Consider the following 13,180-nt stretch of genomic DNA (forward strand, 5'->3'; position numbering starts at 1 on the left):
ACAAGAACGCCGACGTTCTCGACTATCTCAAGCGGACATCGATCGAGCTGATCGAGACACGCAAGCGCCTGCAGGAGCTGACGGACGCCGCCGCCGAGCCCATCGCGATCGTGGGGGTCGCGTGCCGTTACCCCGGCGGGGTGGCGTCCCCGGAGGAGCTGTGGGAGCTGGTGCGGTCGGGCGCGGACGTCGTGTCGGACTTCCCCGACGACCGCAACTGGGACCTGGAGTACGACCCGGACCCGGACCGGCCCGGCACCTGTTACACGCGCAAGGGCGGATTCCTGTACGACGCGGGCGACTTCGACGCCGAGTTCTTCGGGATCAGCCCGCGCGAGGCGCTGTCCGCCGACCCGCAGCAGCGGCTGCTCCTGGAGACCGCGTGGGAGTCCGTGGAACGGGCCGGTATCGACCCCGAGTCCCTGCGCGGCAGCGACACCGGCGTGTTCGCCGGTCTCGCGTACTTCGGATACGGCAACCACTTCGCCACCCCCGAGGCCATCGCGGGCTACGCGCAGATCGGATCCCTGCTGAGCGTGGCCTCCGGGCGCGTGGCGTACGCGCTGGGTCTTCAGGGCCCGGCGGTGTCGACCGAAACCGCGTGCTCGTCGTCGCTGGTGGCGGTGCACCAGGCGGTGCAGTCGCTGCGGCAGGGAGAATGCGGCCTCGCCCTGGCCGGCGGCGTCACCGTCGTGGGGCTGCCGCAGGTCTTCCGGGAGATGTCGCGGCAGCGGGGTCTGTCGGCGGACGGCCGGTGCAGGGCGTTCGCGGACGCGGCGGACGGCACCGGCTTCTCCGAGGGCGTCGGCATGCTGGTCCTGGAGCGGCTCTCGGACGCGCGGCGCAATGGGCGCCGGATCTGGGCGGTGATCCGCGGTTCGGCGATCAACCAGGACGGGGCGTCCAACGGGCTGACCGCGCCGAGCGGGCCGGCCCAGCAGCGCGTGATCCGGGCGGCGCTGGCGAACGCCCGGATGCAGGCGGGCGACGTGGACGTGGTGGAGGCGCACGGCACCGGCACGACGCTGGGCGACCCCATCGAGGCGGGCGCCCTGCTGGCCACCTACGGGCAGGAGAGGGACCCGGGCAGTCCGCTGTGGCTGGGGTCGCTGAAGTCGAACATCGGCCATGCGCAGGCGGCCGCGGGCGTCGGCGGCGTGATCAAGATGGTCATGGCGATGCGGCACGGGGTGCTGCCGAAGACGCTGCACGTGGACCGTCCCTCGACCCACGTGGACTGGTCGGCCGGTGCGGTGGAGCTGCTGACCGAGGCCAGGGACTGGACCACGACGGCGGGCCGGCCCCGGCGGGCAGGTGTGTCCGCCTTCGGGGTCAGCGGCACCAACGCGCACGTGATCCTGGAAGAGGCCCCGCCCGAGGAGCAGGCGGAGCACAGCGGCCCGGACGCGGGCGTCGTCGGCGGCCTGGTGCCGTGGGTGGTGTCGGGCAAGAGCGCGAAGGCTCTGGAGCAGCAGGCGGGCAGGCTGCGCGATCTCCTCACCGCCGACGCGGACCTGGACGTCGCCGATGCCGGCTGGTCGCTGGTGTCGGGCCGGTCGCGGTTCGAGCACCGCGCGGTGGTCATCGGACACGACCGGGACGAGTTGCGAGGTGCTCTGGCGGCGCTGCACGACGGCGAGGAGTCCGCCGCGGTCATCCGCGGCACTGCCGGGGAACTGGGCGGAACCGTCTTCATGTTCCCGGGCCAGGGCACTCAATGGGCCGGTGTGGCACGGCAGTTGTACGAGGCCTTCCCCGTCTTCGCGCAGAGCCTCGACGAGATCTGCGCACAGTTCGACGCGCACCTCCCCTTCGGGCTCAGGCCCCTGCTCCTCGCCGACGAGCTCGACCCCGCGGAGCGCGAGCGCACGGACATCGCCCAGCCGGCGCTGTTCACCCTCCAGGTGGGCCTGTACCGGCTGCTGGCGCAGTACTGCCCGCGGCCCGACCACCTGATCGGCCACTCCGTCGGCGAGATCGCCGCCGCCCACGTGTCCGGGGTCTTCGGCCTGGAGACCGCGACCCGGCTCGTGGCCGCGCGCGGACGGACCATGCAGACGGTCACCGAGCCCGGCGCCATGCTGGCCGTACGTGCCTCGGAGGCCCGTGTGAGCGCGCTGCTCGGCGCGTACGACCGCGTCGGCATCGCTGCCGTCAACGGCCCGGAGTCGGTCGTGGTCTCGGGCCTGCGCGACCAGGTCCACGCCATCCGCGACCGGCTCGTCGCCGACGGCACCTCGGCGAAGCTGCTCGCGGTCGGCCATGCGTTCCACTCCCCGCTCATGGACCCGGTCCTGGACGAGTTCGCGGGATCGCTCCCTGCGTTCCCCGCGGGCGAGATGGCGATCCCGATCGTCTCGACCAGGCTGGGCCGCGAGGTCGCGCTCCAGGAGCTGACGACCGCCGGGTACTGGGTGGACCACCTCCGTGAATCCGTCCGCTTCCACGACGCGGTGGAGTGCGCCCGTGCGGCGGGCGCGGACGTCTTCCTCGAGGTGGGGCCGGGAGCGACGCTCGCGAGCATCACCCAGGAGGCCTTCGCCGGTGAGGGCGTGCACGACGCGGTGGTGCTGTCGGCGTCGCGGCGGGACCGCACCGCGCCGCAGGCGCTGATCGGCGCGCTGGCCCACCTGCACGTCCGGGGCGGGGTCGTGGACTGGGACGCGCTGTTCGGGGCGCGCCGCAGGGTGGACCTTCCGACGTACGCCTTCCAGCGGCAGCGGTACTGGCTGGACCTCCGCGCCGGGACGGAGTCCGCGGACGTCGCCTCCGCCGGTCTGTCGGCCGCGGAGCACCCGCTGCTCGGCGCCGTGGTGGACCACCCCGGCACGGACGAGGTGGTGTTCACCGACCGGTGGTCCCTGCGGACCCACGGCTGGCTGGCCGACCACGCCGTGTTCGGTGCGGTCGTCGTACCGGCGACGGCCCACCTGGACCTGGCGCTGTCGGTGGGTGACCACGTCGGGTGCGGCGGGGTCGAGGAACTCACCCTGGAAGTCCCCCTGATCGTCCCCGACTCGGGCGACGTGCAGGTGCGCGTCGTCGTCGGCGCTCCGGACGAGAGCGGACGCCGCTCCCTGGACGTGTACTCGCGCCCCGGCGAGGACGGCCCGGCGGTGGGTGGCTGGACCCGGCACGCCATGGGCAGCCTGGCACCGGCCACCGCGCCGACGGACACCTGGGCGGACGATACGCGCGCGCTCGCCACGTGGCCCCCGGCCGGGGCCCGGCAGCTCGACATCGACGCTCTCTACGACGACTTCGCGGACGCGGGCTTCGACTACGGTCCGACGTTCCGCGGGCTGCGCGAGGTCTGGCAGCACGGCGACGACCTCTTCGCCCTCGCCACGCTCCCGGACACCGCCGAGGGCTCGGCCGTCGGCGCCTTCGCCCTGCACCCGGCCCTGATGGACACCGTCCTGCACGCGGCGATCGTCGGCGGCGTCATCGAGGTGACGGGCGAGCAGGGCCGGATGCCCTTCGCGTGGTCCGGCGTGGACCTGGCCGGGCAGTGCGGCCCGACCGTGAAGGTCCGGCTCTCCCCGGCCGGCGAGGACCGCGTGTCGCTGGCGGTCGCCGACGAGCACGGCCGCAAGATCGCGTCCGTCGGGGCGCTGACGTTCCGGCCGGCCAGTGCCGAGCAGGTGCGTTCGGCGCGCGGGGGGCAGGAGCGGTCGCTGTACGAGGTGCAGTGGCGGCCCGTCGAGGAGAGCAGGCCCACGGCCCGTCGCGGGCAGTGGGGCGTCCTCGGTGCGCGAAGCGGCCTGGCCGCCCGGCTGCTCGAGGCGGGCGGCGAGAGCGCCGTGCTGCACGCGTCCATGGACGAGGTCCTCGCCGGGGAGGCGCCCCGGCACATCGCCCTGTGCCTGGACGACTTCGTCGCTGCCGGCCCCGATCTGCTCACCGCGGTCGGCGACACGGACAAGCGCGCACTGGACTGGGTCCAGCGGTTCCTCGCCGAGGCGGCCTTCGACCGGTCCACGCTGGTGGTGCTCACCCGGCTGGCCCTGGACACGGGTGCGGGCGAGCGCGTCGAAAGCCTTCCCGGCGCGTCCGTGTGGGGCCTGATCCGGTCCGCCCAGACCGAGCACCCCGGCAGGTTCCGGCTGGTGGACATCGACGACGCGGAGACGTCCTGGGCACGTTTTTCCGAAGCGCTCGCCCTCGACGAGGGCCAACTGGCGTTGCGTGACGGCGCTTTGCTCGTCCCCCGGCTGGCCGCGGCGGCATCCGACGACCAGCGGATCGAGCCGCCGACGACCGGCGCCCACCGGCTCGGCATCCCGGACAAGGGGACCCTTCAGAACCTGACCTGGGTCCCGTGCCCGGAGGTGGAGGCGCCCCTGACGAGCGGTCAGGTCCGCATCGCCGTACAGGCCGCGGGCCTCAACTTCCGTGACGTCACGATCGCGTTGGGCCTGGTGGACAGGACGGCGATCGACGCCGGGCTCGGCAGCGAGGGCGCCGGAGTCGTCCTGGAGGTGGCGGACGACGTGACACGCCTGGCGCCCGGCGACCGGGTGACCGGCATCTTCACCGGCGCCTTCGGCCGTACGGCGGTGGCGGACCACCGCATGCTCGTGCCCGTCCCCGACGGGTGGAGCTATGCCGAGGCCGCGTCCGTGCCGTGCACCTTCCTCACCGCCTACTACGGGCTCCTGCGCGTGGCGAACCTCAAGAAGGGGCAGCGGATCCTCATCCACGCCGCGGCAGGCGGCGTCGGCATGGCCGCCGTCCAGCTGGCCCGGCACGTCGGCGCCGAGATCTACGCCACCGCGAGCCCGGCCAAGTGGCCCCTCCTGCGCGGCCTGGGCCTCGACGAGGACCACCTGGCGTCGTCGCGCGACCTGGAGTTCGCCGAGAAGTTCCTGCGCTCCTCGGGCGGCCGCGGCGTGGACGTCGTACTCAACTCACTCGCACACCAGTTCGTCGACGCCTCGCTGACGCTGCTGCCGGGCGGGGGACACTTCGTCGAGATGGGGAAGACGGACATCCGCGACCCCCGTCAGGTGGCGGCCGACCACCCCGGAGTCGACTACGCGGCCTTCGACCTCTACGAGGCGGGCCCGGACGCGATCCACGAGATGTTCCGGGCCGTCATGGAACTGTTCGCCGACGGCCGGGTGCGGCTGAGCCCGATCTCCCTGCGCGACATCCGCGACGCGCGCCGGACCTTCCGCGAGATGAGCCAGGGCCGACACGTCGGCAAGCTGGTCCTCGAGGTGGGCGACGGCCTCGGCGGCGGCACCGTGCTGGTCACCGGCGGCACCGGAGGGGTGGGGTCGCTCGTGGCACGGCACCTCGTCGCCGAACACGGCGTACGGAGCCTGCTGCTGGCGAGCCGCCGGGGCACGGCGGCCGACAAAGTGCCGGAGCTGGTCGCGGACCTACAGGGAGCGGGAGCGGCCGTACGGGTCGTGGAGTGCGACGTCGCGGACCGGGCCGCCGTGGCGGACCTGCTCGCGGACCTGCCCGGCCGGTACCCGCTGACCGCGGTCGTCCACGCGGCCGGTGTGCTCGCGGACGGCACCGTCGAATCACTGACCGCGCAGAGCATCGACCAGGTGCTGCGCGCCAAGGTCGGCGGCGCGGTCAACCTGCACGAGCTGACCCGGGAGCACACACTGTCGGCGTTCATCGAGTTCTCCGCCCTCGCGGGCACGCTCGGCAACGCGGGACAGGCCAACTACGCCGCGGCGAACGCCTTCCTGGACGGTCTGGCCGCGCAGCGCAGGGCATCCGGCCTGGCCGGCACCTCGCTGTGCTGGGGCTGGTGGGAGCAGAGCAGCGGCATGACCGGGGAGCTGGAGCAGGCCGACCTCTCCCGGCTGCGGCGGATGGGCATCGCCGCGATGCCGACGGACGAGGCACTGACCCTGTTCGACGCGGCGTGCGCGAGCGGCAGGCCGGTCCTCGTCCCGGCCCGGCTGGACCTCGTCGCGCTGCGCGACAGGACCGGTGACGAACTGCCGTCGCTGCTGCGCGACCTCGTCGAAGGCCCTCGTCCGCGCCGGAACAGGGCGGGCACGGTCAAGGGCGGCTCGCTCCAACTGGCCGAAAAGCTGGCCACCCTGCCGGCGGACGAGGCGCGGACAGCCCTCCTGGACTGGCTCCGCGAGCAGATCGCCGTCGTGCTCGGACACGCGTCCGGCACGGGCGTCGACGTCGACGAGGCGTTCGCCCGGTTCGGATTCGACTCGCTGACCGCCGTCGAACTGTGCAACCGCCTGAACGCCGCGACCGGGCTGCGGCTGCCGTCGACCATCGTCTTCAGCTACCCGACGGCACGCGAGCTCAGCGAGCACCTCTTCGGCCGGCTGCGTCCGGCCGAGGTCACGACCCCCGCCCAGGACGCCGAGGACGCGCAGATCCGGGAAGTGCTGCGGACCGTCTCGATCGACAGCCTGCGCAGCGCGGGCGTCCTGGAACTGGTCCTGGCATGCGCCAAGGCGCCCGAGCCGGGCGGCGGCACCCCGGCGGCGGACGCGGACGCCGATGCGGACGAACTGTCGGACCTGGACCTGGAAGCACTGGTCGACCTGGCTCTGGATGAGAAGAGGTAAGTGACATGACCAACTCCGCGGAACACACGGCGGAGGGCGCGGACCGGGTCCAGCGGGCGCTCCGCACGCTTCTCGAGGAGCGCGACCGCCTCCGGCGGGAGAACGACACCCTGAAGGCCGGCCGCGCCGAGCCGATCGCCGTGGTGGCCATGGCATGCCGCTACCCGGGAGGGGTGTCGACCCCCGAGGACCTGTGGGACGTGGTCCGAGAAGGCCGGGACGTCGTCGGCGAGTTCCCGCAGGACCGCGGGTGGCGGGACGTGTACGACCCGGATCCCGACGCCGCCGGCAAGGCCTACACGCGCCAGGGAGGGTTCCTGGCCGACGTCGCCGGTTTCGACGCGGACTTCTTCCACCTCAGCCCGCGTGAGGCGCTCGCCGTCGACCCGCACCACCGCCTGCTGCTGGAGACCTCCTGGGAGGTCTTCGAGCGGGCCGGCATCGTCCCCGCCGACGTGCGCGGGTCGGAGGTCGGTGTCTTCTCCGGAGTCAGCTCGTCCGAGTACGGGTGGCGTTTCCTCGAGGGCGGCCAGAGGGAGCTGGAGGGCTACTTCCTCTACGGCAGCGCGCTGAGCGTCGCGTCCGGCCGGGTGGCGTACGAAATGGGGCTGACCGGGCCGGCGGTGTCGGTGGACACGGCGTGCTCGTCGTCTCTGGTGGCCCTGCACATGGCGGTGCAGTCGCTGCGTTCGGGGGAGTGCTCGCTCGCACTGGCCGGCGGGGCGCTGGTGATGGCGACCCCCGCCATGTTCGTGGAGTTCTCCCGGCAGGAGGCTCTGTCGGCCGACGGCCGGTGCAAGGCCTTCGCGGACGCCGCCGACGGGACCGGCTGGGCCGAGGGGGTGGGTGTGCTGCTCCTCGAGCGGCTGTCCGACGCCCGGCGCAACGGTCACCCGGTACTGGCTGTCGTGCGCGGCAGCGCGGTGAACCAGGACGGGGCCAGCAACGGGCTGACCGCCCCCAACGGCCGCGCCCAGGAGAAGGTGATCCGCAAGGCCCTGGCGAACGCGGGGGTCTCGCCCTCGGAGGTGGACCTGGTCGAGGCCCACGGCACCGGGACCACGCTGGGGGATCCCATCGAGGCGGACGCCCTGCTGGCGACCTACGGCAAGGACCGGGCCGAGGACAGGCCGCTGTGGCTGGGATCCCTGAAGTCGAACATGGGGCACTCCCAGGCCGCCGCCGGGGTCGCCGGGGTCATCAAGGCCGTGCAGGCCATGCGCCACGGATACCTGCCGAAGACCCTGCACGTGGACGAGCCGTCGCACCACGTGGACTGGTCCTCGGGCGGTGTCGAACTGCTGGTGGAGGGACGTGAGTGGCCCCGGGCGGACGGTCCCCGGCGGGCCGGGGTGTCGTCGTTCGGGGTCAGCGGCACCAACGCGCACGTGATCCTGGAAGAGGCCCCGGCCGAGGAGCAGGCGGACGAGCGCGGCCCGGACGCGGGTGTGGTCGGCGGTCTGGTGCCGTGGGTGGTGTCGGGAAAGCGGGCGAAGGCGCTGGAGCTGCAGGCGGGCAGGCTGCGTGACTTCGTCGCCGCCGACGCGGACCTGGACATCGCCGATGCCGGCTGGTCGCTGGTGTCGAGCCGGTCGCGGTTCGAGCACCGTGCGGTGGTCCTGGGCCGCGACCGGGACGAACTGCTGGGCGGCCTCGCGGCGTTGAGCGACGGCGCGGACTCGGCCCAGGTGGTGCGCGGCATCGCCGGGGGCCTCGGCGGCGTCGCCTTCGTGTTCCCGGGGCAGGGCTCGCAATGGGTCGGCATGGGCCGGAAGCTGTACGACGCCTTCCCGGTCTTCGCGCAGTCACTCGACGCGTGCGCGGCCGCACTGGCCGAGTGGGTCGACTGGTCGCTGCTCGACGTGGTGCGCGGCGTGGCGGGGGCGCCCACCTTCGAACGGGTGGACGTGGTGCAGCCGGCGCTGTTCTCCGTGATGGTGTCCCTGGCCGCCCTGTGGCGGTCCTGGGGTGTGGAACCGGCCGCGGTGGTGGGCCACAGCCAGGGCGAGATCGCCGCCGCCCATGTCTGCGGTGCGCTGTCCCTGCGGGACGCCACCAAGATCGTGGCGCTGCGCAGCAAGGCACTGATCGAGCTGAAGGGCCTCGGCGGGATGGCCTCGGTCGCGGAGTCCGCGGAGGTCGTGGAAGAGCGACTGGCCCCGTGGAGCGACCGGGTGAGCGTCGCCGTGGTCAACGGACCCCGCTCCGTGGTGGTGTCCGGGGAACCGGACGCACTCGACGAGTTCGTCGAGAAGATGAAGGCCGACGGCGCCCAGGCGCGGAGAATACCGGTCGATTACGCCTCCCATTCCCACCAGGTGACCCGGGTCCGCGACCAGGTGATCGGCGCGCTGTCCGACGTGAGCCCGAAATCGTCGACGCTGCCCTTCTGTTCGACCCTGTACGGCGAAATCACCGACACCGCGGGGCTGAACGCCGACTACTGGTACAACAACCTGCGCGAAAAGGTCCTCTTCGAGACGTCCGTCCGGCAGCTGGCCGAGGACGGCTTTGGGGTGTTCATCGAGATGAGCCCGCACCCCGTGCTGAACGTCCCGGTGCAGGAGATCGTCGAGGACGTGGACGACGCGCTGGTCCTGGCGTCCTCGCGGCGGGACCGCGACGAGGTGGCGGCCGTGCTCGGTTCGCTGGCCCAGCTGTACGTCCGAGGCGGGTCCGTGGACTGGGACGCCCTGTTCGGCACGCGACGGCGGGTGGACCTGCCGACGTACGCGTTCCATCGGCAGCGGTACTGGCTGAACTCCTCGCCCACCGCGGCGGTGGAGGCACAGGCGTCCTCGACCCAGCCGCCCGCGGACGACGACGAGGACGTCCCGCTGCCGGAGAGGATCTCCGCCCTCCCCGACGACGAAGCGCGCACACTCGTCCTCGCCCATGTCCTCGAGAAGGCCGCCGTCGTGCTCGGACACCACTCCGGCGCGACCATCGACCCCGACGAGAAGTTCTTCCGGATCGGATTCGACTCGATGCTGTCGATGGAGCTGAGCAAGCGCCTGAGCGCGTCGACCGGACTCAAGCTGAGGGCGAACCTGGTGCTGCGGCACCCGACCGCGCGACTGATCGCCGGGCACATCGTGTCCACGATGCCCACGCGCGTTCCGCAGTGAAGTGTCCCGCCGGCGGGACACCGCAAGCTCGACAGCGGCTTGTCCCGCCGGGAGCCGGTTTGTCTTGAACGGCTGACCCACCCTCCCGACCATTGGGGGTGATCTGCGAATTCCTACGGTGTCCCGGTTTGTCTGTCGAGGGGTTGATCTCTGTGCGTTCGTTCGGTGCGTCGTCTGCTCACAAAGGCATGTGGCGAGCGCAGCAAATGGCTCCCGACACGCCGAACCATGCGCTGACCATGTGGGATGTGGACGGCGAGCTGGACGCGGCGGTCATCCGGTCCGCGTTCCTGCACGTGATGGGCGAGGCGGAGGTGCTGCGCGTCAACTTCGTCGACGATGACGGCGCACTGCGCCTCAGGCCCCGGGAGCTGGGGGACTGGCAGCCGTTCTTCCTGGATCTGAGTGCCGAGGCCGACCCCGAGCAGGCGGCGCGCGAGGCCCTGGCCGACCTGGTGCGGGAGCCGTTCGACCTGGAGCGGGATCTGCTGTTCCGGCTCGGTGCCGTCAAACTCACGGCGACCCGCTCGCTCCTGGTGATCGCCTACCACCACCTCATCTCGGACGGGTTCGGCGCGGGCGGCCTGCTGTCGAAGCGCCTCGCCGAGGTGTACACGGCACTGGTGCGCGGGGAGCAGGTACCGCAGCTGCCGCACCCGTGGGACGCCGAGTCCTTCGCCACCGAGGCGACGGAGTACCTCGCCTCACCGAAGTTCACCGAGGACTCGGAGTTCTGGCGCGACTACCTGACCGATGCGCCCGCGCCCGCACAGGTTCCGCGCGTCGCCCTGTCCGACGCGCAGCGCGCCGCGCTGTCCGAACCGATGAGCAGCGCCGACCGCTGGTCGGAGGTGGCCGAGACCATCGGCATGGTGAGCCGGACACTGACCGTTCCCCGCGCCGAGGCGGACGCGTGGACCGGCACCGCGCAGTCCATGGGCGTGTGGATGTCGCAGATGCTGACCGCGGCCACGGCGGTGTTCCTGCGGCACCGCTGCGAGCGGCCGGAGTTCCTCCTCTCGCTGGCCGTGGGCAACCGGGTCGGCGTGGCGAGCCGGACGCCCGGTCTCGCGGTGAACGTGGTGCCCATGCGGGTGGCGGTCGACCTCAACGCGACCTTCACCGAGATCGCCGACATGCTCGTCGACCAGACGTACGACCTCTTCGACCACACCGGCTGCCACTACTCGGACATCCAGCGCGCGGCCGGAACCGTCCTGAGCGGACGCGGCAGTTACGGGGCCGTCGTCAACGTCGTCGAGTTCGTGGAGCAGCTCCACTTCGGCGACAGCCCGGCACGCTACTCGGGCGCGACGACCGGCACGTTCGAGGAACTGTCCATCGGCGTCTACACCGACGGCAGCCCCGACAGCGACCTCTTCATCCGGCTCGACGCCCCCGCGCGCCTGTACCACCGCGCGGAACTGCGCTTCATCGGCGAGGAGCTGATCGCGTACATCCGTGCCGTGGTGGCCGCCGGCGCACAGCCGGTCGGTGCACTGGACGTGGTGAGCGGTGCCGAGCGGCACCAGGCGCTGAAGGCGCCGAACGACACGCACGCGCCGCTTCCCGGGCTGACGGTCCCTCAGCTGTTCGCCCGGGCGGTGCAGCGGGATCCCGACGCCGTCGCGCTGGTCTGCGGCGACGACACGGTCTCGTACCGCGAGCTGGACGAGCGCTCGGACCGGCTGGCCGCGGCGCTGCGCCGGCGGCACGTCGGACCCGAGACGGTCGTGGCGGTGGCACTGCCCCGGTCGGTGGACCTCGCCGTCGCCCTGCTGGGCGTGGTGAAGGCGGGCGGAGCCTACCTGCCGATCGACCCCGCGTCCCCGGCGGAGCGCATCGGGTCACGGATCGGCGAGGCCTCGGCGCGCGCACTGCTCACCGGCGCGGCGACGGCCGAACTGCTCTGCGCCGGCCTGGACGTCCCGGCGCTCGTGTACGACGACCTCGTCTCCGGCACCGCCGACAGCGACAACGCCGACAGCGACAACGCCGACAACGCCGACAACGCCGACAGCGACGCCGCGGCGAGCGCCCACCAGGACAACCTGCTGGCCGTTGCGTACGACTCGACAACGACCGGCGCCGCAGGCGGAGTCGGGCTGACCCACCGGAACATGGAGCGGTTCGTCCTGGACCGCCACTGGCAGGAAGCCGGCCGCAGCACCGTGCTGTGGCACGCGCCGAACACCTCCGACGCACTCGCCCTCGACGTGTGGGTGCCCCTGCTGAGCGGCGGCCGGGTGGTCGTGGCACCCCCGGGGGACCTCGACATCGACGCGCTGACCACGGCGCGCGCTGCGCACGGGATCTCCACGGTGTGGCTGCCCTCGGGCCTTTTCTCGGCGATCGCGGCCGAGCGCCCCGAGGCCCTCGCGGGGCTGCGCGAGGTGTGGACCGGCGGCGACCGCGTGTCCGCGGCCGCGCTGCGCCGGGTCCGGGAGGCCTGCCCCGAGCTGACGATCGTCAACGGCCACGGTGTGCCGGAATCGACCGTGTTCGCCGCCTGCCACCGCCTGGCCGCCGGCGAACCGGTGCGTCACGCGGGCACGGTCGGCCGCCCGATGGACAACACGGCCCTCTACGTCCTGGGCCCGGGTCTGGCGCCGGTCCCCGTCGGCGTGACCGGAGAGCTGTATGTGGCCGGTCCCGGTGTGGTGCGTGGCTACCCCGGCCGGCCCGCGGCGACCGCGGAGCGCTTCGTGCCCTGCCCGTTCGGTCCGCCCGGAGCGCTCATGCACCGGACCGGGGACCGGGTGCGGTGGGGCACCGACGGCCGGCTCGAGTACGTGGCCCGGGCCGACGCCCAGGTCGATGTACGCGGTGTCCGGGTCGAGCTGGCCGAGGTCGAAGAGGTGCTGTCGGAGCACACCGGCCTTGCCCAGTCGGTCGTGGTCGTCAGGGCGGACAGTTCCGGGCAGCAGCACCTGGTGGCCTATGTCGTCCCGGCGCGCGGCCGCACCGTCTCGGCCGACGAGCTGCGCCGGTTCGCCGCGGGATGGCTGCCGGAGTCCATGGTGCCGTCGGTGTTCACGGTGCTGGACCGGCTGCCGGTGACGGCGGCCGGGCGGGTGGACCGGGCGGCGCTGCCCGAGCCCGAGTCCGACGAGCGCACGTACCGGGCACCGCGCAACGACACCGAGCGGATCCTGGCCGCGGCCTTCGCGGAGGTGCTCGAGCTGGACCGGGTGGGCATCGACGAGGACTTCTTCGACCTCGGCGGCAACTCGCTGCGGGCGATCCGGCTGGTCGGCCTGATCCGGTCGGAGCTGAAGCAGGAGGTGTCCATCCGCAGGCTGTTCGCGGCGCGCACCGTCATCGGCCTGTCGGACATGTGGAAGGACCTCGGCCAGTCCAGCAGGCCGAGCCTGCGCAGGCGGACGAAGGAGGGCGCGGTCCTCTGACCGTGGTCCGCCGCTCAGCCGCTTTTCGATCAGCAGGGTTTCGCGTTCTGGTCCGTTCAGCAGCGGTTTTCCTGTGGCACTG

3 protein-coding genes are annotated in these 13,180 nt (G+C 72.6%); all 3 read left to right on the forward strand.

Features of this window, described 5'->3' with window-relative positions; all coding sequences use genetic code 11:
* The first annotated feature begins 140 nt into the window (after positions 1-140).
* The 3 genes from ACWCRD_RS40120 to ACWCRD_RS40130 all read left to right on the forward strand — a co-directional run bounded on the left by ACWCRD_RS40120 (position 141) and on the right by ACWCRD_RS40130 (position 13,098).
* Positions 141-6,563: a type I polyketide synthase gene (locus ACWCRD_RS40120; protein ID WP_450970634.1), complete on the forward strand. Its 6,423-nt coding sequence runs from the start codon at positions 141-143 to the stop codon at positions 6,561-6,563.
* Positions 6,564-6,568: 5 nt separating this feature from the next.
* A complete protein-coding gene (locus ACWCRD_RS40125; RefSeq protein ID WP_450970611.1) occupies positions 6,569-9,691 on the forward strand; it encodes a type I polyketide synthase in 3,123 nt (1,040 codons plus the stop codon).
* A gap of 152 nt (positions 9,692-9,843) precedes the next feature.
* Positions 9,844-13,098 carry a non-ribosomal peptide synthetase gene (locus ACWCRD_RS40130; RefSeq protein ID WP_450970612.1) on the forward strand — a complete coding sequence of 1,085 codons (3,255 nt, stop codon included), beginning with the start codon at positions 9,844-9,846 and terminating at the stop codon, positions 13,096-13,098.
* Positions 13,099-13,180 lie beyond the last annotated feature (82 nt).

The organism is Streptomyces sp. NPDC002092, assembly GCF_053593775.1.